Source organism: Paraburkholderia sp. Ac-20342 (genome assembly GCF_017104985.1).
Lineage (GTDB): Bacteria > Pseudomonadota > Gammaproteobacteria > Burkholderiales > Burkholderiaceae > Paraburkholderia.
Genome location: NZ_JAAGPQ010000010.1, coordinates 103370 through 127528, shown reverse-complemented (window position 1 = coordinate 127528; position 24159 = coordinate 103370). Strand labels below are relative to the sequence as shown.

At 62.9% G+C, this 24159-nt stretch carries 23 protein-coding genes; 7 read left to right on the top strand and 16 right to left on the bottom strand.

What is annotated here, in order from left to right; all coding sequences use genetic code 11:
- Window positions 1-6: 6 nt before the first annotated feature.
- The 3 genes from G3N58_RS06135 to G3N58_RS06125 all read right to left on the bottom strand — a co-directional run bounded on the left by G3N58_RS06135 (window position 7) and on the right by G3N58_RS06125 (window position 3102).
- On the bottom strand, window positions 7-207 hold the full coding sequence (locus tag G3N58_RS06135) for a DUF2783 domain-containing protein (RefSeq protein ID WP_167283747.1): 201 nt from the start codon (window positions 205-207) through the stop codon (window positions 7-9).
- Window positions 208-239: 32 nt separating this feature from the next.
- A complete protein-coding gene (locus tag G3N58_RS06130; protein ID WP_205998763.1) occupies window positions 240-2027 on the bottom strand; it encodes an FAD-dependent oxidoreductase in 1788 nt (595 codons plus the stop codon).
- Between the two features lie 115 nt (window positions 2028-2142).
- Entirely contained in the window at window positions 2143-3102 is a 960-nt protein-coding gene (locus tag G3N58_RS06125) for an MBL fold metallo-hydrolase (RefSeq protein ID WP_167042695.1), read from the bottom strand.
- Between the two features lie 266 nt (window positions 3103-3368).
- On the opposite strand from G3N58_RS06125, the gene G3N58_RS06120 reads away from it, so the two are divergent.
- The 3 genes from G3N58_RS06120 to G3N58_RS06110 all read left to right on the top strand — a co-directional run bounded on the left by G3N58_RS06120 (window position 3369) and on the right by G3N58_RS06110 (window position 5535).
- Window positions 3369-3674 (top strand): hypothetical protein, encoded by a 306-nt coding sequence (locus tag G3N58_RS06120; protein WP_167042858.1) that lies wholly within the window; start codon window positions 3369-3371, stop codon window positions 3672-3674.
- Between the two features lie 75 nt (window positions 3675-3749).
- The gene (locus tag G3N58_RS06115; RefSeq protein WP_345889886.1) at window positions 3750-4682 is read left to right on the top strand and encodes an IclR family transcriptional regulator; all 933 of its coding nucleotides are present in this window, start codon (window positions 3750-3752) and stop codon (window positions 4680-4682) included.
- 13 nt (window positions 4683-4695) lie between these two features.
- On the top strand, window positions 4696-5535 hold the full coding sequence (locus G3N58_RS06110; RefSeq protein ID WP_346778242.1) for an IclR family transcriptional regulator: 840 nt from the start codon (window positions 4696-4698) through the stop codon (window positions 5533-5535).
- 22 nt (window positions 5536-5557) lie between these two features.
- Here G3N58_RS06110 and G3N58_RS06105 read toward each other — a convergent pair whose 3' ends face one another.
- The 3 genes from G3N58_RS06105 to G3N58_RS06095 all read right to left on the bottom strand — a co-directional run bounded on the left by G3N58_RS06105 (window position 5558) and on the right by G3N58_RS06095 (window position 8429).
- Window positions 5558-6418 (bottom strand): SIS domain-containing protein, encoded by an 861-nt coding sequence (locus G3N58_RS06105; protein ID WP_167283742.1) that lies wholly within the window; start codon window positions 6416-6418, stop codon window positions 5558-5560.
- A gap of 87 nt (window positions 6419-6505) precedes the next feature.
- Window positions 6506-7588 (bottom strand): sn-glycerol-3-phosphate ABC transporter ATP-binding protein UgpC, encoded by a 1083-nt coding sequence (gene ugpC, locus G3N58_RS06100; protein WP_167042703.1) that lies wholly within the window; start codon window positions 7586-7588, stop codon window positions 6506-6508.
- A gap of 67 nt (window positions 7589-7655) precedes the next feature.
- A complete protein-coding gene (locus G3N58_RS06095) occupies window positions 7656-8429 on the bottom strand; it encodes an SDR family oxidoreductase (RefSeq protein ID WP_205990396.1) in 774 nt (257 codons plus the stop codon).
- A 290-nt stretch (window positions 8430-8719) separates the two neighbouring features.
- Between G3N58_RS06095 and G3N58_RS06090 the strand changes: the two genes are divergently transcribed.
- From G3N58_RS06090 to G3N58_RS06080, 3 genes are all read left to right on the top strand, one after another.
- On the top strand, window positions 8720-9952 hold the full coding sequence (locus tag G3N58_RS06090) for a sugar ABC transporter substrate-binding protein (protein ID WP_205998761.1): 1233 nt from the start codon (window positions 8720-8722) through the stop codon (window positions 9950-9952).
- A 186-nt stretch (window positions 9953-10138) separates the two neighbouring features.
- Window positions 10139-11029, top strand: a complete 891-nt coding sequence (locus tag G3N58_RS06085) for a sugar ABC transporter permease (RefSeq protein ID WP_167042709.1) — start codon at window positions 10139-10141, stop codon at window positions 11027-11029.
- A complete protein-coding gene (locus G3N58_RS06080; protein ID WP_167042711.1) occupies window positions 11026-11877 on the top strand; it encodes a carbohydrate ABC transporter permease in 852 nt (283 codons plus the stop codon). The genes G3N58_RS06085 and G3N58_RS06080 overlap by 4 nt, the downstream gene beginning before the upstream one ends.
- 97 nt (window positions 11878-11974) lie before the next feature.
- Here the strand turns inward: G3N58_RS06080 and G3N58_RS06075 are convergent, their stop codons facing one another.
- The gene (locus G3N58_RS06075; RefSeq protein ID WP_205998760.1) at window positions 11975-12268 is read right to left on the bottom strand and encodes a DUF1330 domain-containing protein; all 294 of its coding nucleotides are present in this window, start codon (window positions 12266-12268) and stop codon (window positions 11975-11977) included.
- Between the two features lie 224 nt (window positions 12269-12492).
- Between G3N58_RS06075 and G3N58_RS06070 the strand changes: the two genes are divergently transcribed.
- Window positions 12493-13641 (top strand): peptidyl-alpha-hydroxyglycine alpha-amidating lyase family protein, encoded by a 1149-nt coding sequence (locus tag G3N58_RS06070; RefSeq protein WP_205998759.1) that lies wholly within the window; start codon window positions 12493-12495, stop codon window positions 13639-13641.
- 151 nt (window positions 13642-13792) lie between these two features.
- Here G3N58_RS06070 and G3N58_RS06065 read toward each other — a convergent pair whose 3' ends face one another.
- From G3N58_RS06065 to G3N58_RS06025, 9 genes are all read right to left on the bottom strand, one after another.
- On the bottom strand, window positions 13793-14233 hold the full coding sequence (locus G3N58_RS06065; RefSeq protein ID WP_167042717.1) for a hypothetical protein: 441 nt from the start codon (window positions 14231-14233) through the stop codon (window positions 13793-13795).
- A gap of 214 nt (window positions 14234-14447) precedes the next feature.
- On the bottom strand, window positions 14448-16157 hold the full coding sequence (locus G3N58_RS06060; RefSeq protein WP_205998758.1) for a metallophosphoesterase family protein: 1710 nt from the start codon (window positions 16155-16157) through the stop codon (window positions 14448-14450).
- A 312-nt stretch (window positions 16158-16469) separates the two neighbouring features.
- Window positions 16470-16694 (bottom strand): hypothetical protein, encoded by a 225-nt coding sequence (locus tag G3N58_RS06055; protein ID WP_167042860.1) that lies wholly within the window; start codon window positions 16692-16694, stop codon window positions 16470-16472.
- A gap of 112 nt (window positions 16695-16806) precedes the next feature.
- Entirely contained in the window at window positions 16807-17226 is a 420-nt protein-coding gene (locus G3N58_RS06050) for a hypothetical protein (protein ID WP_205998757.1), read from the bottom strand.
- Between the two features lie 21 nt (window positions 17227-17247).
- Window positions 17248-19230, bottom strand: coding sequence for an EAL domain-containing protein (locus G3N58_RS06045; protein ID WP_167283736.1), 1983 nt, complete (start codon window positions 19228-19230; stop codon window positions 17248-17250).
- Window positions 19231-19551: 321 nt separating this feature from the next.
- Complete coding sequence (locus G3N58_RS06040) at window positions 19552-20493, bottom strand: ABC transporter substrate-binding protein (protein WP_167042726.1); 942 nt, start codon at window positions 20491-20493, stop codon at window positions 19552-19554.
- A gap of 147 nt (window positions 20494-20640) precedes the next feature.
- Complete coding sequence (locus tag G3N58_RS06035; RefSeq protein WP_167042728.1) at window positions 20641-21669, bottom strand: ABC transporter permease; 1029 nt, start codon at window positions 21667-21669, stop codon at window positions 20641-20643.
- A gap of 13 nt (window positions 21670-21682) precedes the next feature.
- Entirely contained in the window at window positions 21683-23200 is a 1518-nt protein-coding gene (locus G3N58_RS06030; RefSeq protein WP_205998756.1) for a sugar ABC transporter ATP-binding protein, read from the bottom strand.
- Between the two features lie 67 nt (window positions 23201-23267).
- The gene (locus tag G3N58_RS06025) at window positions 23268-24029 is read right to left on the bottom strand and encodes a GntR family transcriptional regulator (RefSeq protein WP_167042732.1); all 762 of its coding nucleotides are present in this window, start codon (window positions 24027-24029) and stop codon (window positions 23268-23270) included.
- Window positions 24030-24159 lie beyond the last annotated feature (130 nt).

The following is a 24159-nucleotide window of genomic DNA, read 5'->3' as shown; positions in this document are numbered from 1 at the left end:
TTTGCGTTAGCTTTCGAGCGCCCCCTCGCGCGCGCGGCGCATCGCTTCGAGCAACGTCGCTTCATCGCCGATATGATTCGCGAGCAGCAGAATCAGTTGCGCATTGGCCGACTGGCTCTGCGCATCGTCGAGCCCGCGATGCATGTCGATCAGCGCTTCGTAGAAGTCATCGGGGCGCGCGAGATTCGGTTGCGTATTCAGTGCCATGTCTGTCTCCCGACTCTCTCTTTAGTGTTTCTTCAGTGCGCTGCCGGTATGGCATTCGCGCTTGCACGTACATCGGCGCTCGCCTGCATGCTCCCGGCCGCGCCTTCGACGCACAGCGCACGCCTGAGCGCATGCTCGACCGCCTCGGCGTCGAGTCGCCGCCAACGCGCGCAGACGTGCTGATCCGGCCGGATCAGATAGAACGTGCCGGGCTTCGCGTCATAGCGCGTGCCGGCCAGCCCCTCGATATCGTGCACCACGCGGATATTCGCCGGCAGGTGGGTCAGCGTGAAAGCATCATCGCTCACTTCGCCCAGCATCACGATGACGAGCTTCAGCGGAATCGGCGCCGCGCGCAGTACGTTCAACGCGGTCCGCGTCGCCTGATCGACGCCATGCTGGTCGCAGAACAACATACCCGTGAATGGCTCGCCGAGTTGCCGCAGCAACCAGGCCGGCTCGCCATCCATCCGCAGCGGCGCGTCGACGCACGCGGCGCCCGGCACCAGCGCGCCCTCGAAACGGTCCTTGTCCGGCGTATTGAGCGGCGAATCGCGCAACACGGCCGGCACCGACAAACGCCCGCTATTCGTCAACTGACGCGCGAACGGATAGTGCCGCGACAGCTTCAGCACGGCATCGCGAAACACGCGGCTCACCGCGCTCTTCGGCGTGATGAAATCGGTCGAACGCGTCGAGTGGCGAATGTTTTCGTCGGCGGCGAATTCGCGTTCGCTCGCATACGTGTCGAGCAATGCATCGGGCGCCTTGCCGCCGAGCACCATTGCGAGTTTCCATGCGAGGTTCTCGGCGTCCTGTACGCCGCTATTCGCGCCGCGCGCGCCGAACGGCGACACGCCATGCGCGGAGTCGCCCGCGAACAGCACGTTGCCGTGCCGGAAGCGCGCCATGCGCGTACACGAAAACGTATAGACGCTGACCCACTCGAGTTCGAACTTCGCATCGGCGCCGAGCAATGCGCGCACGCGCGGCATGACGCGTTCGGGCATTTTTTCGAGCGCGGGATCGGCGTCCCAGCCAAGCTGAAAATCGATGCGCCATACGTTGTCCGGCTGCCGATGCAACAGCACCGATTGATTCGGATGAAACGGCGGATCGAACCAGAACCAGCGTTCGACAGGAAACTCCGCTTCCATTTTCACGTCGGCGATCAGGAAGCGGTCGCGGAACGTCACGCCTTTGCTGTCGAGTCCCATCATGTTGCGCAGCGGACTGCGCGAGCCATCGGCAGCAATCACATAGCGGCCACGCAGCGCATAGATGCCGTCCGGCGTTTCGACGCTCAGCGTGACGCTCGCGTCGCACGCGCCCGGCGTGCCGTTCTGCTGCACGCCGACCACCTTGCTCTTCCAGCGAATCTCGAGATTCGCGAGTTCCCGCGCACGTTCGAGCAGAAAGCCTTCGACGTAGTACTGCTGCAGATTGATGAACGCGGGCCGGTGATGCCCCGCTTCCGGTTGCAGGTTGAATGTGTAGACGAGTTCGCTCTTCAGAAACACCTTGCCGACGTTCCAGCTGATGCCCTTGTCGACCATCCGTTGCCCGCAGCCGAGGCGATCGAAAATATCGAGCGAGCGCTTCGAGAAACAGATCGCCCGCGATCCTCTGGATAGCGAACAATCGTCGTCGACGAGCACCACCGGCACGCCCTGCTGCGCGAGATCGATCGCGGTGGCCAAGCCCACCGGTCCCGCGCCGACCACGATCACCGGATAGGCCGCCGGCTCCTCTGCACCTGGCATGCGCTGCTCGCGGCACGGCCGATATTCGAACGACAGCGCCTGATAATCGATGCTCATCTTGTGTCTCCGTCCCGCCGCGTTTTACGGCGCGGCTTCGCGTGTACTTCCGCGCCGGTCTGCTTCCGCGCCAGGCTCTCTGCTGCGGTGTTTCTGCTTCTGCGCTCCCGCGCTATCAGACTTGCAGCGCGGCCCACATCTCCTTGTCGCGCTGCGCGGTCCAGATGCGCGGATGCGCGATGCCGCTCGCTTCGTCGAACGCGCGCGACACGTCGAACGGCAGACAATGCTCGTAGATGAAGACGTGGCCGAACTTCGGGTCCATCGCCTCGCGCGTATGCGCCATCGCGGCCTTCAGGTCGAGCTTTCGCGCGACCGCTTCACGGCCCGTCTGCAATAGCGTCGTGACGAAATCCTTCGTGTAATCGAGGCCCTTGTCGACGTCGGCCGGCGTGGTCAGCGCGGGGCCGCGGCCCGGCACGAGCTTGTCGGCCTGCAGCGCGCGCAACGCTTCGAGCGTGGCCGGCCACTGTTCGAGCTGCGCGTCGCCGCAATAGCAGGCCGCTTCGTATTCGACGAGATCGCCGGAGAACAGCACCTTCTGCGACGGCAGCCACACGATCGTGTCGCCTTTCGTATGACCGGCGCCCAGATGCGCGATGCGCACTTCGAGCTTGCCGAGAAACAGCGTGATTTCCCGCTCGAACACGAGCGTCGGCCACGTGAGTCCCGGCACCGTTTCGACGCCGGCAAAGAGGCGCGGAAAGCGCTCGATCTCCGACTTCATGTCCGCTTCGCCGCGCTCGACGATCATCTCGTACGTGCCGCGGCTCGCGATGATCTGCTGCGCGCCCTCGGCGAAATACGCGGACGCGCCGAGCACGCGCACCGCGTGGTAGTGCGACAGCACGACGTATTTGATCGGCTTGTCGGTGACGCTGCGAATCCTTGCGATCAGGTCCTGCGCCATGGCGGGCGTCGCGGTGGTGTCGACGATCAGCACGCCGTCGTCGCCGATGACGACGCCCGAGTTCGGATCGCCCTCGGCGGTGTACGCATAGGCGTTCTCGGACAGTTGGGTCCACGTGACTTTCTTCGCTTCGAGATCGGCCTGCGATGCAAATGCCTTTGCCATGCTTGTCTCCGTCGGGGGTGGGGCGAGGCGAGACGGCGTGGCGCATCGGCTGAAAGACCGAAGGGCCGGCGGGATTGGAAGCTTGTCTCGCCCCGCTTTGTGTTCGGTCGTTGCGCCGGTGTGTCGGGGTGAATGCATGGTATGGTCGTCACGTTTTATTTGTCAATAGCTAAAAGTATCGCTATACGCAAACCAACGGCGACGCGCAGAATCCATGTGCAAGCAAACAGCATTCGCAAATTACCAGCACTGCAGAGGTTGATGAAATGACCCAACGCCTTCGTGCCACCGTGATTTTTTATAACGAGGAAACGCAACAGCTCCAGCTGTGTACCGTGTACCGGGACGAAATCCAGGGAGCCATCGACCGGCAGATCGCGCGCGGATCGGCAATGAATGTGCCGCTTGGCTCCGACGACCCGACTGCTCCGCTGACCGACGAAACCTTACGGCAGATTGGCGGCATGGCCGTCCTCAACCAGGCTTCGGTACATCCCGAGTTGCGCGGCCGCTTGCAGGTCTCGCTCGAACACCCGGTCGACTGGGCTCCTGGAAAGCCGCCTATCGGGTAGCTCTTGCCCGGCGCGGTCTTGGGAGAAGGCAATCCTTCGATTAACATGAAGCGCTTTTTACGGACGAACGCGAATGTGAGCAAAGCGACGAAATCGGCGGCAAGCGCGAACGGTACGGCGATTACAAGCCGCGCGAGGAGCAAAGGCTCACGCCTGAGCAGCGGCAGCACTGACAGCGCCGACAATGCGCCCCCGGAAACCGCCAAACCGCAACGCGGCATTCAAAGCGTCGAAGTGAGCGGCCGCGTGCTGCTCGCGCTCGCTGGCGCTCGCGTTCCGCTTGCGCTGTCCGATCTCGCGAGTGCCGCGCAGATCGCGCCAGGCCAGGCACATGCCTACCTCGTGAGCCTGAGCCGCCTGGGACTCATCAAGCGCGACGAACTGTCGGGCCGTTACGAGCCTGGGCCGCTCGCGCTGCGGCTCGGTCTGCTGCGGCTCGAAAACCAGCCCGCATTCCGCGCCGCCGTGCCGCGCGTCGCGGCGCTCGCCGAGGCGATCGGCTTTAGCGTCGCGATCTGCATTGCCGCGCCGCAGGGGCCGACCATCGTCCGCTACGAGCATGCGGGGTTCCCGCTGCACGTCAATCTGCATATCGGCACCGTGATGTCGTTGCCGGCGACCTCGACGGGACGCGTGTTTTGCGCGTATCTGCCGCGCGAGACGCTCGACGCGATGTGGGCGAATCAGTCCGGCGCAGCCGAGCGCGCGATGACGACACCCGCCGGACGCGCCGCGTTCGAGACGACGCTCGAACGCATTCGCGCGCGCGGGCTCGAGAGCAGTGTCGACGCGCCGAGTCCCGGCATCAGCAGTCTGAGTGCGCCGGTGCTCGACGGCGAAGGCCGCCTTCTACTCGCGCTGACGGTAATCGGCTCGACCGGCGCGATCGACGTGGCTGCCGACGGCCCGCTTGCGCATGCGTTGCTCGCCACGGCGAGCGAGATCGGCGCCGAACTCGCGGTGTCTTCTTCCGCGTCTTCGACATTGGCACTCGCCTCATCCCTATAGCCCGCTTTCCATCGTGACCGATTCCGCCCCGCTCTCTCCCGACGACGCCGACGCCAAACCGCAGCGCGGCATTCAAGCGCTCGACAACACCGGCGACCTGCTGAACGCACTCGCCACCGCCGCGCGGCCGCTGAGTCTGCGCGATCTCGCAGCCGCGGCCGGCATGCCGCCCGCGAAAGCGTTTCCGCATCTCGTGAGTCTGCTGAAAATCGGTCTGCTGAGCCGCGATGCGGCGGGCTGCTTCGAGGCCGGACCGCTTGCGCTCGAACTGGGTTTGATCGGCTTGCAGCGCCTCTCGCCGACGCGCGAGGCCGAGCCCGAAGTCATCGATCTTGCGGCCTCGACCGGCATGAGCGTCGCGATGGCGGTGCTCGGACCGCTCGGGCCGACCGTCGTGCGCCTCGAAGAAGCGGCACGGCCATTGCATGTGAGCTTGCGGGTCGGCACGGTGATGTCGCTCGTCAATACCGCGATTGGCCGCGTGTTTGCTGCGTATGTCGCCGACGACGTGCGCGTGGGTCTGCTCGCCCAGGATCATCTGCGGCTCGCAGGCGCGAGCGCAACGGCTATCGCCACGCAAAAAAGCCGCTACGCGCAACGTCTCGCGCAGATTCGCTCGCATGGCATCGATACCGCATTGAGCCGTCCGGTGCCTGGCATCGACACGCTCGCCGCGCCCGTGCTCGATCACACGGGCAGCATCTGCGTCGTGCTTGCGGTAATGGGGACAAGCGGCAGCTTCGATTGCGAACCGTCGGGCCAGCCTGCGCGGATCTTGCGCGCCGCCACACTGCGATTGTCGCGACGGTTCGGGTGGATGGCAGCGAACGATGCGGAAAGTGGGGGGACGTAGGCGCTTTTCCGCCAAGCGACACCTACCCCGCCCCCTCCGGCTCATGCGACCCGAGCCTCGCCTTCGCATGGCGCATCTTTTCGAGCGTCTGCGGACCGGCCTTCAAGGCGACGCCGATCGCCAGCGCATCCATGATGCACAACTGCACGAGCCGCGACACGCCTGGCGTATTCGGATCGATCGGGCTCGGCACGCGCAGCAGCAGTGGAATATCGACGAGCCAGGCAAGCCGCGAACCGACGTTGGTCAGCGCGATTGTCGTCGCGCCGCGCTCCTTCGCGATCTGGATGCTCTCGTTCACCTCGACGCTGCGCCCCGAATGCGAGATCGCGAACGCCACGTCGCCGGGTTCCATCAGGCCCGCGTAAAGCCGCTGCAAATGACCGTCGGTAAACGACGCCGCGGCGATGTCGATACGCAGAAAGCGCAGCGCCGCGTCCTGCGCGACGAGCCCCGAGCCCGAACCCACGCCGAAGAAAAACACGCGCCGCGCGCTCGATAGCGCGGCAATCGCGCTTTCGACCACGGCCGGATCGAGCGCGCCACGCGCGTGCGTGATGCCATCGATCGCCGCCTCGCCGACCTTGTCCATCAGGGTCTGCACGTCGTCGTCGCGCGCGACCGTGGCCGACGCGTACGGCAGTCCGCCCGCCACGCTCTGCGCGAGCTGCATCTTGAAGTCGCGCAGACCATGCGCGCCGATCGCGCGGCAAAAACGCGTGACGGAAGGCTCGGACACGTCGGCGCGTTGCGCGAGTTCGGTAATGCTCGCGCGCATCGCGAAGTCGACGTCGGCGAGCACCATCTCGGCGACCTTGCGCTCGGCGGGCCGCAGACTCGCAAGCGCGCCGCGGATATGGGGAATCAAGTTCGCTGCGGACACCCGGTGTTCCTTAGGGTCTGTTACAGAGGGACCCGCGTCGCTCGCGGCTGGTTCGGCTCGAATGAGCCCCGAGCGGCAACACGCGGTTCAGACCAGCCTGCGTCCACTCTCCGTATCGAACAGATGAATGCATTCGGCCGGCAAGCGCAGTGCGACTCGCTGGCCGGGCTCGATCCTCGAGCGCTCGCGCGTCGTCACGCACCATGTGACGACGCCGATTTTCCCATACAGATGCGTCTCGGCGCCGGTCGGCTCGATCACTTCGACATCGAGCTCGGCATCGGGCGTTTGCGTCGCGATTTCGATGTGCTCGGGCCGCACGCCGAGCGTGACCTTCGCGCCAACCACCGCCGAGGCCGGCGCGCCGTCGAGCGCGACCTCGCCGCCGTCCGCGAGTTTCAGCGCAAGACCCGCGCCTTGCGTGCGATTGACGATCACGCCCTCGGCAAAATTCATCGACGGCGAACCGAGAAAGCTCGCGACGAACAGATTCGCGGGCCGGTCGTACAGTTCGAGCGGCATGCCGATCTGCTCGATGCGCCCCGCGTTCATCACGACGATGCGATCGGCCATCGTCATCGCCTCGATCTGATCGTGCGTGACGTAGATCACCGTATTCTTCAGCCGCTGATGCAGCGCCTTGATTTCGGTGCGCATCTGCACGCGCAGTTTCGCGTCGAGATTCGACAGCGGTTCGTCGAACAGGAACAGCGACGGCTCGCGCACCACCGCGCGGCCCATCGCCACGCGTTGCCGCTGGCCGCCCGACAGCGCGCGCGGCAAGCGGTCCAGATAGCCGCTGAGATTCAGCATCTTCGCGGCGGCGTCGATGCGCGGCTTGAATCTCGCCGAGGATTCCTTACGAATCCGCGGACCGAATGCGATGTTGTCGTAGACCGACAGATGCGGATAGAGCGCATAGCTCTGGAACACCATCGAGATATTGCGCTGCTGCGGCGCGAGCGTATTCGCACGCGTGCCGCCGATCATCAGATCGCCGCCGCTGATCTCTTCGAGCCCCGCCACCATCCGCATCAGCGTGCTCTTGCCGCAGCCCGACGGACCAACCAGCACGACGAACTCGCCGTCGTCGATGTCGAGATCGATGCCGTGCACGACCTGCGTGTCGCCATAGCGCTTGAAGATGCCGCTCAGTTGCACTGCTGCCATGCTGTCCTCATTGTCTTGCTGCGTGTTGTCTTGCCTGCGTCGTTACCCATGCGCTCAAGGCGCCGGCTCAAAACGATTCGAGCGTCAGTTCCTCGGCCATCAAACGGTTGCCCGCCATCAACCCGCCGTCCACCGGCAGCGCGACGCCGGTAATCACGCGCGCCATCGGCGAGGCGAGAAACAGCACCGCGTCGGCGATATCGTCGGGCGTCGCGAAGTCGCGCAACGGGTACCACTTTTTCAGGTCCTCGAACACCTGCGGGTTTTTATCGACCCGCGCCTGCCACGCCTGCGTCTTCACCGTGCCCGGACACACGATGTTCGCGCGAATGCCGTAGCGGCCCAGTTCGATGGCGAGTGCTTTCGTATAACTGACGAGCCCGGCCTTCGCCGCGCTATACGCGGGATGGCCAAGCGCCGCGAGTCCGTTCACCGAGCCGATCAGCACGAGCGCGCCGCGTTGCCGCTCGATCATCGAGGCACGCACCGCTTCCACCGTGTGATACGTGCCGTTCAGATTCAGATGCACGTCGCGCTGCCAGCTCGCGGCATCGGTCGTCGCGAGCGTCGTGCCGAGCGCCGCGCCCGCGTTCGCGACCAGCACGTCGACTGGCCCACGCGTCGCGATCGCCGCGGCCACCGCCTGCTGCACCGCAGCGGCGTCGCCGAGATCGACCGCGACCGGCGTGACGTTGTCCTTGCCGAGTTGCGCGCTCAGCGCTTGCAGCGCGGCCGCGTCGATGTCGAGCGCGAGCACCGTGTCGCCCTCCGCCACGAAGCGCCTGCACAACACGCTGCCGATCCCGCCGCACGCCCCTGTCACCAACACCACACGATTCATCTCGACCTCACTCGTCCACGCCCCGCCCGTGCCACCCGAGCCGCGGACCACTCTGTAAATTTCCTACAAGCCTGATGCGAGCCACGCTCGTGGTGATCCCGAAGAATGGGTTTTCGTGTCATCACGCAATGCAGAATACCCCATGCTTTACAGCATCTTATGCACAAACCCGGGGTAAAAGAAATATCGCAGACCCTACGTGACAAGCCATTTTTCGTCATGTAGGATTTTTTCAAACAATCAACCCAAGGCGGCCGGCGACGGCGGCAAACCACCCACAGGAGAGAGAAATGTCGTTGCATGCCCGTGCTTCCCTCGCGCTAGGCAAAGTCGCCGTGGCGCTCGCGTTTGCAGGTATCGCCGTGGCGGCCCACGCCGACACGGTCCGCGTGACCGTCGCCCACTACAGCGATGCCACCGCGCCGTACTTCGAGAAAATGGCGCGCAACTTCGAGAAGGCCAACCCCGGCACGACCATCAAGATCGAAGACGTGAACTGGGACACGCTGCAACAGAAGCTGCAAACGGACATTTCCGGCGGCGCCAACGCCGACCTCGCGATCGTCGGCACGCGCTGGCTGCTCGACTTCGTGAAGGACGACGTAGCCGAGCCGCTCGACGGCTACATGGACGCGAACTTCAAGAACCGCTTCATCGGGCCGTTCCTGGCTCCTGGCCAGATCAACGGCAAGACCTACGGCCTGCCGATTGCCGCTTCGGCTCGCGCGCTCTACTACAACAAGGACCTGCTCGCGAAGGTCGGCTATCCCGACGGCCCGAAGAGCTGGAACGACGTGATCGATGCGTCGAAGAAACTGAAGGCGCAAGGCATTGCCGGCTTCGGTCTGCAAGGCAAGGAAATCGAAACCGACGTCTACTATTACTACGCGCTGTGGACCAACGGCGGCGACGTGGTCGGCAAGGACGGCAAGGCCGCGTTCAATTCGCCGGCCGGCATCAAGGCCGCCACGCTCTACAAGACGATGATCGACCAGGGGCTCACGCAACCGGGCGTGACCGGCTATAGCCGCGAAGACGTGCAGAACCTCTTCAAGCAGGGCCGCGTCGCGATGGTGATCTCGGCGCCGTTCCTCGCCAAGCAGATCAAGAAGGAAGCGCCGAACCTCAAGTACGGCATCGATCCGGTGCCGATGGGCACGACGCACGCGACATACGCGGTCACCGATTCGATCGTGATGTTCAAGAACTCGAAAGTGAAGAAGAGCGCGTGGAAATTCCTCGACTATCTGTTCACGAAGGAACCGCGCGTCGAGTTCACGACGACCGAAGGCTTCCTGCCGACCATGAAGGCCGAAGCAGCGGACCCGGCATTCAACGATCCGGATACCAAAGCATTTGTCGCGTTGCTGCCGACCGCTCACTTCGCGCCGACCGTGACGGGTTGGGAAGACACCGCGAAGGCCGTAACCGACGCGATGCAGGCGATCTACCTCGGCAAGGCGCAACCGGCCGACGCGCTGAATGCCGCGGCGGCGCAGGCGAACAAGTCGCTTGGTCACTGAGGCATCGTCGTTCGGAATAATCGGGCGTTGACGGGTAGAATCCGGAACGCGCGCCGCCGTTGCCACGACGGCGCGCGAGTCCGCTTCGGCACGGCTTCACCCAACAGTCCGATTGACTGATGTACTCTCCGGCCCATTCCGTCGCGCCCGCCGTGTAACGCGGGCGCGTCTTACGATCGAGCACGCATGAGCCGTTCCGTTTCTCCGCGCGCGCACGCGCCCTGGTTGCTGATCGCGCCGAGCCTCGTGCTCGCGCTGTTCATCATCAGCTACCCGATTTTCAACATCGTGTGGCAATCGCTGCACGAGGTGTCGCGCTTCGGCGCGATTCGCGACTTCACCGGTCTGCAGAATTTCATCAACGTGTTCCAGGACCCGGTGTTTCTTTCTTCCGTGCGCCGCACGATTGTCTGGACCGTGTGCGTGGTGGGCGGCACCGTCGCGATCTCGGTGCCGGTCGCGCTGATTCTGAATCAGGACTTTCACGGTCGCGGCATCGCCCGCACCATCGTGATGCTGCCGTGGTCCGTCTCGCTGACGATGACCGCCGTCGTATGGCGCTGGGCCTTCAACGACGACTACGGCATGGTCAACGTCACGTTGCAGCGGCTCGGTTTGATCGGCGGCCCGATACATTGGCTCGCCACGCCCGAACTCGCGTTTCCGGTGGAAATCGCGGTCGGCATTCTCGTGTCGATTCCGTTTACGGTGACGATCTTCCTCGGCGGCCTCTCCTCGGTGCCGGGCGATATCTACGAAGCCGCGCGCATCGACGGCGCGAGCGCATGGCAGCAGTTCCGCCTGTTGACGATGCCGCTCCTGCGCCCATTCATCAACATGGCGATCCTGCTCAACGTGATCTACGTGTTCAACTCGTTTCCGATCATCTGGGTCATGACCCAGGGCGGCCCCGACAACGGCACGCACATTCTCGTCACGTACCTGTACGAACTGGGGTTCCGGCTCGGACGCCCCGGCGAGGCTGCTGCCGTGTCGCTCATCATGCTCGTCATGCTGTTCGTGTTCTCGATTGCCTATCTGCGTCTGCAACGCGCGAAAGAAGGAGCGCCGTCATGAGTCTCAGTGCCCGGACAAAGCGCTCGCTGTGGTGCTGGCTCGCGCTCTCGCCGCTCGTGATCGTCGTGCTGTTTCCGTTCGCGGTGATGTTCTTCACCGCCGTAAAACCGGCTTCGGAGATCTTCGTGTACCCGGCGCGCTGGCTGCCGGTGCACTGGCAGTGGAGCAATTTCGTCGACATGTGGGAAGCGGCCAACTTCGGCGTCGCGCTGCGCAACAGCACGATCATCAGTTTGCTGTCGACCTCGCTCGCACTCGCGGTGAGCCTGCCCGCCGCTTACGCGCTCGCGCGTTTTCCGTTTCGCGGACGCGGCCTGTACCGCCAGTTCCTGCTCGTCACGCAGATGCTCTCGCCGATCCTGCTCGTGGTCGGCCTGTTCCGCCTTGCCGCAATGATTCCGTGGGGCGACGGCAATCTGGTCGATTCGAAGATCGGCGTGATCGTGTCGTATGCGGCGTTCAATATCGCGTTCGCGGTGTGGATGCTGTCGTCGTACTTTCAGACCGTGCCGCAGGACCTGGAAGAATCGGCATGGCTCGAAGGCTGCAGCCGCACCCGCGCGGTATTCAAGGTGTTTCTGCCGCTGGCGGTGCCGGCCATCGTCGTGACCGCGATCTTCACGTTCATCAATGCATGGAACGAGTTCGCGGTGGTCTATACGCTGATCCGCTCACCGGAGAACAAGACGCTGACCGTGCAGGTGACCGATATGGTCGCGGGCAAATACGTCGTCGAATGGCATCTCGTGATGGCCGCAACCTTGTGCGCGACCTTGCCGGTGTCGGTCGTGTTCGCGTGGTTGCAGCGGTATCTCGTGAAGGGGCTGGCGCTGGGCGCGGTGAAGTAGCGCTGATGGGGTAGCGACGAGGCAGACCTCGCGCTGCCGCACATGTTGCGGCGCAGGCAACACGTGCGGCTGATTCGTCTGGCTTGCGCGCTGCGCGTCAGTCGACGCCGCGCACGATGCGCAGATCGCGCTCGACGCCATCGCCCAGTGCGGCCAGCGCCTTCTTGTACGCCTCGCTGTCGTAAGCGGCGACGGCCTGCTCGTACGTCGGGAATTCGATCACGACCGTGCGCTCCGTGAGGCCCTGCTCGCGCGCCTCGTCCGCCGCCCCGCGCACGAGGAATTTGCCGCCTGCCGCGGCCACCGCGGCCGGGGCCAATTGCGCGTAGGCGGCCAGTTTCTGCGGGTCGTTCGTTTTGCGGTACGACGACACCCAATAACCCTTGCTCATTCGAATCTCCTTGTGTGATGGTTCAAAGCAGTCGCGGTGCTACATAGTAGCAAAGAGCCGTCGCGAAGCCATGACGTCGTCGCACATGAACGCTCGCAACCCAAGCCCTCTCCTCATGCCACGCAAGACGCCTTAGCTATTAAGCGTTTTGTGCACTACGATTGCCTTTGCACACTTCGGGTGTGAGTCGGCCCAGGTCGAACGGACAATCAAGGAGACGATGAATGAGCGAGCAATATGGCATGTTCTGTCCATGCTGCGGCAGCGCGGAGCATCGGGCAATGAGCCGCAGGACTTTCATGAGCCTGATTGCCGGCAGTGCCGCGGGGCTCGCCATACCCCCGGTATTCGCGGACACACCAACCGTTCCTTCTATCGCCTACGACTCGATTGCCAATCCCGTGCGCCTGCCGGCCGACATGTATTTCGGCGAATGCTCGGGCGTCGCGCTCAATTCGCGCGGGCACATCTTCGTGCTGTCGCGCGGCAACAGCACGGGCCCCGCCTATGGCGCGGCCGCGGCTCAACTGCTCGAATTCGCGCCCGACGGACGCTTCGTGCGCGAGATCGGCCACCACCTCTATGCGTGGTCGTTCGCGCATTCGGTCAAGGTCGACCGGCACGACAACATCTGGGTAACGGACAAGGGCTCCGACATGGTGATCAAGTTCACGCCGGACGGACGCGTCGCCATGGTATTCGGCCGCAAGCAGGAAGCGTCGGACGAAGATACCGCGCCGCTCAAGCATCCGAATCCGCCGCTGCCGGCCGAGCCCGGACGCTTTCGCCAGGTGACCGACGTCGCGTGGGACAAAGCGGGCAACACCTATATCAGCGACGGCTATATCAACTCGCGCGTCGCCAAGGTCGATCGCGACGGCAACTGGCTCAAGTCGTGGGGTGATCGCGGCACGGGTCCGGGGCAATTCCATACTCCGCACAGCATTGCCGTCGACGCGAACGACCACGTCTATGTGGCCGATCGCAGCAACCGGCGCATCCAGGTGTTCGATACCGAAGGCACGTTCCTGCGCCAGTTCACGATCGACGTGCCGGTGCCGCCGGATGCGCGCCCCGCGATCGGCAACATGCCGAGCGAAGCCGACATCGCCGCGGGCACGTTCGCACCGGGCTCGCCGTGGGCCATCTGCATCTCGCCGGGGCCTCACCAGGTACTCTATAGCGCCGATGCGTTTCCCGGCCGCATCTACAAGTTGACGCTCGACGGCAAGGTACTCGGCGTGCTCGGCCAATCGGGCAAGCAGCCGAAGCAGTTCGGCTGGATTCATCAGATGGCGTGTCCCGCCGAGAACACGCTATTCGTCGCGGAGCTATTGAACTGGCGGATTCAGAAGCTGATCTTGCATGCGTGATGGAAGCTGAAGGGCGCTGAATGACGTTGCGAGGTTTTTATCGCAACGTCATGCAGCGCCGCCCGGCGATTCAGCACCTTGCCGATTTCGCCGGGCCGGAAGCATGCGTCGCGAGGCGGGACCTGCCGCGCGAAAACGCGAGGCCAGCGTATCAGTCGTAACGGCGGCGCTTGTGATGACGCTTGCCCGAATGGTAGCCGCGCGAATAATCGCGCTCGTAGGAGTTCGAGCGCGAGATATTGCCACCGAGCGCCGAACCTGCACCGCCACCGACCGCCGCGCCGATCAGTCCACCGCCGCGGCCGCCCATTGCGTTGCCGGCCGCGGTGCCCGCACCGCCGCCCAGCGCGCCGCCGATAATCGCGCCCGTGCGCTCGCGGCGATTCGACGTTACGGCGCCACCGGCACCGCCGCCGACCGCGCCACCGATCACCGCGCCCGTGCTGCCGCCCACTGCGCCGCCAAGTGCGGCACCGGCCACACCGCCCAGCGCGCCGCCGAGCATGTTGTTCATATCGCCGGCCATGACCGGCAACGACGCTGCGGCGCTCAAGGCGGCCACGGCAACCATCTGGATGATTCTCTTCGACATAGCAGGTCTTTTGTTTTGATGAGACGGTGCCGAGTATAACGGCGCATTCGAAAGGCTTTTGTAACCACAGAGCCGAGCGCCAGTAAGACGTGTAACAAAATGAATTCGCGTTTTTGCAGGGCATGCGCTGAACGCGAAAAAACAAGGGCCGCTCGAAATAAGCGGCCCTTGCTGCTGCGGGATTGCTACGGATTACCGAACGATATGCGCTTTCTTATTTGTGCCGTTTCTTCTTCAGCTCGATCGTTTCGAACAGTTCGTAGTCGGCGGTCGGCGTTTGATCCGCGCCGGGCGCATGGTAGTAGTTCATCGTAATCGTGGTCTCCCCGCCATGCTCGCCCGGATCGTAATCGAACACCGCGATACCGTAGCCGGTGCCGGTGTCGCGCTGCGCGGACCAGATCGCGTCTTCGACCGCATCCGCGTTGGCGCGCACGAACGCGCCCGTTGTCGTCGTCGACGGAGCCGGGCGATTCGGCTTCGTGAAAATGCGCGCTTGCGGCAGACCCGTGCCGGCATCGACGCCATACACGTCGAGCGGCGCGCTCGTGCCGCCACCGCCGAGAATCAGGTGAATCGTGCCGTGGCTCGTATCGAACGTCGACTCGCCATGCGAAACCGCCGACATGACCGGCTTCGGCTGCAACGTATCGACCGGCCGGCCCGTCGCGATGTCGGTGCCCTTGTGGTGATTGCAACCGCGCACCGGATAACTGCGCTCGTAGTCGTGATCGTGGCCGCACAGCACGAGGTCCACGCCATAGCGATCGAAGAGCGGTAGCCACGCTTCGCGAATGCCCTTGTCCGAGCCGTTGCCGGTCTTCGACGAACTGAGCGCGTCCTGATGCATCTGCACGACGATCCAGTCGATGTCGCCGTCATGTGCGGCGCGCTGCAAGACGTTTTCGAGCCAGCGTGTCTGCTCGCCGTTGCTATAGCCGCGCACGTAGAGCGAGGTGCCGGCCGGAATCGGCGGATTGCCGGTGCTCGCCACCGGCGTCAGCGGCGTGGGCCCCGCAACGAATGCCGCGCCATCCTGATAGATGACGTCGTCCGCGTCGAGCGAAACGAACAGCACCGCGCCGACGCGAAAGCTGTACCAGCGGCCCTGAAAACGCGTGTGATTGTCGGGCAGCGTATAGCGCGACAGATACGACGCCAGCCCCTGCTCGCCGTTGTTGAATTCGAGTTCGTGATTGCCGGGGCACGGCATCCACGGCCGGTTCGACGCGGACGTCTGTGCATTGTTGCCGAAGTCGCGCCACACCTCGGGCTGCTGCATCGGATTCAGGTTCGCGTAGCAGAGGTCGCCGTTGAGCAGGTGAAACAGCGGCTGAAAGCGCTCGACGGCCTGCACCGCGAAGCGGCTTTGCGGCGACGACAATACCCAGTTCGTATTCGGCGTCGCGAGATCGCCGTAACTGGTCCAGCGAAACGGCGTGCGGCCATGCGGCGCGGTGCGGAAACTCGCGCTAAAGGGCTGCGACGCATTGCTGTCGTTGTCGGCCGTCACTTCGTACTGGTAATTCGTATCGGCCTTCAGATCGCGCAGGCGGGCGTGATAGCTGAAGACGACCTCGCCGTTGATGCCGTCGGTATAGGTGCTCTGCACCGCATGCACGGTGTGCCGTTGCCGGTCCGCGCCGTTCAGCCCGCTCAGGCGCACCTGCGGATTGCTTGCGGCCGCGAGCGACGACCACGACACCGTGACTTCGCTCGTCGGGTCGTTGCCCCAGGTCAGATGCACCTGCTCGGGTGTGCCGTCGGGTGCGGTACCGTTTGCGCCGCGCGCCGCCGACGAAAGCGCGCCCGCAGCGGTTGCGAGACTCGATGCGCCGGCGAACTTCAGGAATCCTCGACGCGAAACGATCGATGCGCCCTGCTCGTCGGCGGGCGCTGCCTTGACGATTTTCTTGTTCGACATGTCCGGTGTTGTTGTGAGGTGGTGGAAGAATGCCAGCGCAAAACAACGCACCGCGGTGCGAGCGCGGACGCATGTGACGAACCATCGTAGCGGCGTAGCGATGACAGCCCGATGAAAACATCGGACCGGAAAAAACGAAGGAATGGAAGAATCGGATTGCGAAACGAAAGTTCGTTTCGATATCAATGAAGGCGTTCTGAAAAATTCGTAACGGCCGGGCGACCGTTAAATCAGACTAGCTTAATCAGCGTGGGGTTGCCGGCGCACGATGCAACCAGACGACCTGCATGCAGCCGGCAACCGTGAATTCGCTCAGGTCTGCGAACTCGTATCGTCGGAAGCCTGAGCGTTGCTGGCGTCGTCCTGCTTCTCGTCTTCTTTCTTCTCGACCAGCGATTCCAGCTTGCCGGCGCCTTCAAAACCAGCGACAGCGGCAATGCCTTTCGTCAGCAGACCCGCTTCCGGATCGACTTTCTCCGCTGCTTCGACGGCGGCAACCGCACCTGCAATCTTGCCTACTTCGTCCAGAAGTCCCATGTCGCGCTCCCACAAAAGTTGGTGAAACTGCATCGTCTCACGAAGCTCGCGTGCTGTCGTCAAATGTTAAGCGGCTTGACGGTGACGGGACTGTACCGATGTAACACAATCGTCAGCTTGAGGGCGGCTGCGGATTGTTCGCAGGATTCGTGTCGAAGCGCGAAACGCGCACGATGCGGCTCCCGTCGACGAGCTTCGACAACTCGCCTTCGAGCGCGTCTGTCACAGCCTGGTCGTAGACTTCCTCGCCGTTGACATACAGCGTGAACGATTGCAGATACTTCGCTTTTTTCTCGGGGTTCTCTATCGTCTGCCGGGTCCATTGATAAAGCGGATAGTGCTCGATGCCGATTCTTTCCGCTTCGCTCACGTAGTCGGCGAATGCATCGAACTGGCACTTCAGCGTCGCGTTGTGCGTGCGCAGAACGTCACGCAGCGCCGGCCACGATGCGCTGGACGGATCGGCGCGCAACGCCTCTGCCCATTCGCGCGACGCGGTAATTCTGAGCTGGAATTGCAATGGAGAAGACATGTCGATTTCCGCTGGCGGCTTTCAGAAGCCGGCGTTTTCTGTCTTGTCAGTAACAGGCGCGGTAGCAGGTGCCGTAGCAGGCGCAACATCGGGTGCTTCGAGCGCCAACTCGCTCTGCTCGATTGCATCGCCACGCACCGGCCTGCCGAGCAGATAGCCCTGCGCGTGCGTGCATCCGCATACGCGCACGAAGTTCAGTTGCTCCTCGGTTTCGATGCCTTCGGCCGTGGTCGACATGCCTATTTCACGCGCCAGTGCAACGATGCCGCGCACCACGGCCGCCGATTCGCGCCCGTGCACCGACTCCTTGACGAACGAACTGTCGATCTTCAGCTTGTCGAACGAGAAGCGCACGAGCGTCGACATCGTCGAGAAGCCGGTGCCGAAATCGTCGAGCGCGAGTCCGATGCCGAGCGAGCGCAGCCTCGCGATGTTGCGGCGAGTGACCGCATCATCGTTCAATAGCGCGGTTTCGGTCACCTCGAGATTGAGCCGCGTGGCCGGCAGCTTCGTCTTGCGAAGTATCGCCAATACCTTCGACGCGAACGATTCCTCGCGCAACTGCACCGGCGACACGTTAACCGCGACGATCACCTGGTCGCACCACCTCGCCGCTTCCATGCACGATTGCAGTAGCACCCATTCGCCTAGCGCGAGAATCAGCCCGGTGCGTTCGGCGGTCGGAATGAACGCGGACGGCGACAGCTCGCCGCGCGTCGGATGCGTCCAGCGAATCAGCGCCTCGCGGCCCGACACCGCGCCGCTACTCAGGTCGACGATCGGCTGATACTCGATGCGCAAACCGCTGAACGATTTCAACGCGCCTTCGAGATCGCTGCGCAAGAGGCTCAGGCTTTCGTCGGAGACATGCTTCTCCCTGTCGAAGATCGTGAACGAGCTCTTGCCGCTGCGCTTGACCGCATACAACGCGCGATCGGCGCAAATCAGCAATTGCGGACCCGTCTGTGCATGCTGCGGATAAAGCGCAATGCCGACGCTCGCGCCGATATGCACGAGCGCATCGCTCAACGCGAACGGCCGCGCGAGCGTTCTGACGATGCGATCGGCAAGCACCTTTACGTCGCGAATCTGTGCAGCGCCGTCCGCAATCGCCACGAACTCGTCGCCCGCGAGACGGCCCACCTGATCGCCGCCCGGCAGCAGCTCGCGCAGACGCCTCGCCGCTTCCTGAAGAATCTGGTCGCCCGCCGCGTGGCCGAGACTGTCGTTGATCGCCTTGAAGCCGTCCAGATCGATCAGCAGCACCGCGAATGCCTGGTCCTCGGGCGAGCCCTTGCTGGTGCGCTCGAGCAGCAGTTCGCTGAGACGCGCGCGATTCGGCAAACCGGTGAGGCTGTCCTGCCGCGCAAGACGATGACTGTTTTCGCGCGCGAGCAGCAACGCCACGGTATCGCGATTGCTGCGCAACGCCACCGTGAAAAAGCCGGCCGCGCAAAACGGCGCCTGAAACAGCAGCACGAGCTTGCCGCTGCCCGGCGAGAGTGCCGCGCCCACGCTCAGGAAACCGAGAATGAAAACGATCTGCAATAGCGCGAGGCGCGGCGTACCCGCATTGCGTCCGGCCAGGCCACCGATCACCCCAACCGCGCACACGTTGCCGAGCAGAAACAGCGTGGGATTCCCGCTGATATTGCACAGTAATGTACCGATGCCGAATAGCATGCTCCACAGCAGACTCGCCAACAGAAACGCGGAAGTCGGCGTGGGCAGACCTTGCGCGGAACGCGTGCGGCACAGCCAGATCAGCACGAGCCGCGCGCCCAGCAATGCGACGACGGCAATGCCCCAGACGGCGTAGAGAGGAATCGGATAAAGATAGTACGCGGTGGCGCAAACGCTGATTTCGCAGATCGACGCGAAGACGATCGAAGCGGTTCGCGTAAACAGATTAGCAAGTAAAACCTGCCGGTTCTCCGGGCTCAGGTTCTGAGCGCAAGAGACGACCCACCTGAAAAATGGAGACCTTGGTTCGGTAAAAGCCATGACCTGCGCATCTATCGGTTAGTGGGGCCACACGGACGTGCAATGGTTGCACAAACGTAAAATATCAGATTAATTCCGCAAATGGCGGGAAATGACTGGCCCACACACCGATTGAAAGCGCTGCACAAATGACGAGCACGTGCACAACGGTTCAACGGAGAATTCGAACATCCTCGCAAACGTTTGGCGTCACGCAATGCACCATGCGCGAGGCACTCCAGGCGTTGCGAATAACAGACATGACGAATACCCAATAAAAAAGAGGAAGAGCATCGCTCTTCCTCTTTGACGATCGCACGTCGATTGCCGTGCCGGCGCAACTCAGTCGTAAAGCACTGCCGCAATCTTCGGATCGTTCATATTGGTCTTGTCATACCAGTAGAAACCCGTGTCGATCTTCTTCGGCAGCTTTTCGCCATGCAGCGCCTTGACCGCCGAATCGACCACGCATTTGCCGATGCCGACCGGGTTCTGCGTAATCGCGCCCGCCATCAGGCCCGACATGATGTTGTCCTTCTGCTCCTTGCCGGAGTCGAAGCCGATCAGCACGAGCTTCTTGCCCGATTCCTTGACGCCGATCGCGGCACCTTCCGCCGAGCCTTCATTGGCTCCGAAAATGCCTTTCAGGTTCGGGTTGGCCTGAATCATCGCCTTGGCGATTTCCGCCGACTTCAGGTGATCGCCGGCACCGTATTGCACGGAGACGATCTTGATGTTCGGATGCTTCGACTTGATCTGGTTGAGGAAACCGTCGCGCCGGTCGACCCCGGTACGACTCGTCTGGTCATGCACGATCACGCCGACCTCTCCCGCGTCGCCGATCAGCGCGGCCATCTTGTCGGCAGCGAGCGCGGCGGCAGCGATGTTGTCGGTCGCGCACGTGGTGAGCGGAATATCGCTGTCGACACCGGAGTCGAATGCGATGACCGGAATCTTGTCGTTCTGCGCGCGTTTGAGCAGCGGAATCGCGGCCTTGCTGTCGAGCGCCGCGATGCCGAGCGCCTGCGGCTTCTTCGCGAGCGCGGCCGAGAGCATGTCGATCTGCTTGTCGACCATCGCCTCCGTTTCCGGTCCCTCGAACGTCATCCTGACGTTGTTCGCTTTCGCGGACTGTTCGGCGCCTGCTTTCACGGCCTGCCAGAACTGATGCTGGAAGCCCTTCGAAATGAGCGGAATATAAGGCTCGTCCGCATACGCGAGAGCACTTCCACCGACGAGCGCGCCGACACCGACCACAATACCGATGAGTCTTCTCTTCAACATGGGGCCTCCTCCTAAGGATGGGCTATCAACCTGCAGCCGTTGAGGGAGCCTCCACGTGCTCCCCTCTCTCTTGCTCCTGCGATTCCTGTGTTTGCTACGTTTGCGTTTGTTGTGTTTGCGTTTGCTGTGTTTCCTCTATCGGCGGGTTCAGCTTCTCCTGCTGCGCCGCAGGATGTCCGCATAGACCGCGAGAATGATGATGAGACCCGTCACGACGATCTGCCATTCCTGCGCGACCGACATGATGCGCAAGCCGTTGGTCAGCACGCTCATGATGAAAGCGCCGATGATCGTGCCGAGAATCGTGCCCGAGCCGCCGCTCAGCGACGTTCCGCCGATCACGACCGCGGCGATCGCATCGAGCTCGTAGCCCTGGCCAAGTGCCGGTTGCGCGGAATTCAGACGCGACGCAATCAGCAGCCCCGCAATGCCGCAAATCGCGCCGCCCACGCCATAGATCGCGATCTTCCAGCGATCGACGTTGACGCCCGAAAGCCGTACCGCTTCTTCGTTGCTGCCGAGTGCGAACGTGTAGCGGCCGAGTGCCGTGCGATTGAGCACGATCGAACTTGCAATCGCGAGGAAGAACAGGATCAGCACCGCATTCGGAATCGGCACGCTCGGCAGCACATAGCCGATCAGCGAATCCTGCGAAATACGGTAGAAGTTCTCGGTGTCGGTGAAATAGATCGGTTTGTCGGCGGAGACGACGAGCGAAAGTCCTTTCAGCAGCATCATCATGCCGAGCGTCGCAATGAACGGCGGAATCTTCATCTTCGCGGTCAGCGTGCCCGATACCGTGCCGCAAATTGCGCCCGTGACGATGGCAGCGAGTACGCCGATCCACATCGGCAAATGCCAATTGGTGAGAAACACGCCGCAAATCACGGCGGTAAACGTCATTAACGTGCCGACCGAAAGATCGATGCCGCCCGTGATGATGACGAACGTCGCGGCAATCGCGAGCACGCCGTTCACCGCGGTCGCCTGCAGAATGCCGAGGATGTTGTCCATCTGCATGAAAGCGGGCGACGCGAAGCTGAAAAAAACCAGCAGCAGAATCAGGCTCGCGAACGCGAGCAGTTTCTGCAACGCGGTGGGCGCGAAGATGCGGGCCCGCAGGCCGGAAGACCGGCCTTCACCGTCGAGCGCCGCGGTATCCGTTCGCAATGTCATGTCGTGGACCTCTTCAGGCTGGTGCCGCTTTCAGGGTTTCGCGCTGCGTCGCGAGATGCATGATGCGCTCCTGCGTCGCTTCGCTGGCGGAGAGTTCGCCGGTAATGCGGCCTTCGCACATCACGACGATGCGGTCGCTCATGCGCAGCACTTCGGGCAATTCCGAGGAAATCATCACGATCGCCTTGCCTTGTGCGGCAAGCGAGCGCAGCAGCTTGTAGATTTCGCTTTTCGCGCCGACGTCGATGCCGCGCGTCGGTTCGTCGAAGAACAGCACGTCGCAATCGCGTTCGAGCCATTTCGCAATCACGATCTTCTGCTGATTGCCGCCCGAGAGAAGCCGTACCTGCTGTGTGGCCGATGGCGTGCGAATCGCGAGCAGCTTGATGAAGTGCTGGGCGCGTTTGCGTATCTGCGCACGGCGCAGAAACATATTGAACGACAGGAACTTGCCGAGATCGGACATCACGATGTTCGATTCGACGTCCATGCCAGTCGCGAGACCGAAGCGCTTGCGGTCTTCCGACAAATAGCCGATGCCGCGCTTCACCGCATCGCTCGGCTTTCTGATCGACGCTTTCACGCCTTTCACGAGAATTTCGCCGGACTCGACCGGATCGGCACCGAACACCGCGCGCGCCACTTCGGTACGGCCCGCGCCCATCAAGCCGGCAAAGCCGAGTATTTCGCCCTGGCGCAACGCGAAACTCACGTCGCGCACGAGCGGCCCCGCAACGAGATTTCTCACTTCGAGCGCGACCTCGCCGCGCACCAAAGCGCTTTCGACCGGCGGCATCTCGGCGAGCGTTCTGCCGACCATCATGCCGATGATCGTTTCGACGCTCGTGCCTTCGGTCGGTACGGTCGCGACGTATTCGCCGTCGCGCATCACGGTCACACGGTCGGTGATCTGTTTCAGCTCGTCCATCTTGTGTGAGATATAGACGATGCAGACTCCGCGCTCCTTCAATTGCCGAATGATGCGGAACAGTTCCGCAATCTCGGCGTCGTTGAGCGCGGACGTGGGTTCGTCCATGATCAGCACGCGCGAGTCGAAAGACAGTGCCTTCGCGATCTCGACCATCTGCTGGCTCGCCACCGTGAGCGAGCCGACCATCGTGCGCGGATCGAGATTGACATGCATGCGCGCGAGAATCTCGCGAGCCTGTGCATTGAGTTTGTCTTCGTCGAGAAAGAGCCCCAGGTGCGTGCGCGGCTCGCGGCCAATAAAGATGTTCTGCGCGACGCTCAGATGATTCATCAGTTGCAGTTCCTGATGAATGATGCCGATGCCGACCGCCTGCGCGTCGCGCGGACCCTGAAAATCGACCGGCTTGCCGTCGTAGAGAATTTCGCCCGAATCGCGCGTGTAGACGCCAGCGAGAATTTTCATCAACGTCGATTTGCCCGCGCCGTTCTCGCCCATCAATGCATGAACCTCGCCGGCCATGAGTTCGAAGCGAACGTCATGAAGCGCTCTGACGCCAGGAAAGCTCTTGCACAGCTTGTTGACTGAAATGAGTGGGTTCATGGTGCGGACTCGCCGACGGCTACCTGTATCACCAGCACTTTGATGACCGCGTTCAAGGCGGCTTTCATTACGGCTCGAAAAGATCCGGCCTTGCTTTCGCGGACCGGTGCAACTCGGCGACCACCTGGTCGAGATGATCGTGCATCGCTTTCGCAGCCGCATCGCCATTGCCGGCGCCGATAGCCTCGAAAATCTTTTCGTGCTCTTCGAGCGTATGCATGAGCCGCTCGGGACTCGCCAGCAATTGCCGCGCGCGATCCAGCGCATTGCGCGACACCGCGACGATTTCCTTCACTCGCGGCAGCTTCACCGCGTCGAGCAGGATTTCATGGAAAGCCAGATCCAGCTCGTGAAACGCAAGACGTTCGCCGCTGCCGGCCACACTGCGCTGCCTGTCGAGATTGCTTGCCAGCGCATCGAGCGTGGCCCGATCGCGCATCGACGCAACGCCGCGCACCGTTTCGACTTCCAGTGCGCTGCGGATAAACAGATGCTGGCGAATGTCATCGAGCGCGATCGGTTTGACGCGCGTGCCGCGCTGCGGCAACACCTCGACGAGGCCTGCATGCGCCAGCCTCGCCAACGCGGAAGAAACGGGAAAGCGCGACACGCCCATCCGCTCGCAGACCGCGATCTTGTCGATCATCATGCCGGGTTCCAGCGCCAGCGTCAGAATCGCTTCCCGCAACGCCGCTTCGACCGCGTCGGTCAAGCTGCCGCGCTCGCCGCCCCTGATCTTTTGCAGTGCGACATACGGATTGCTGGCGACAGTCTCTGGATCGGCTGAAGAACTCACGACGCTCTTGATTTCGAGAAGACATGCTAGCATGCTAGGAAGCGAATGCAGTGTTGTCAACGCGTACAAATGCCTGGGTCCGCCATGGTCCAAATAGTGGTCGCCCTGCCTCGATACGCGTACGAGTAGTGCGTGCGCCGCGTGCGCAAAAAGCCGACCCGCC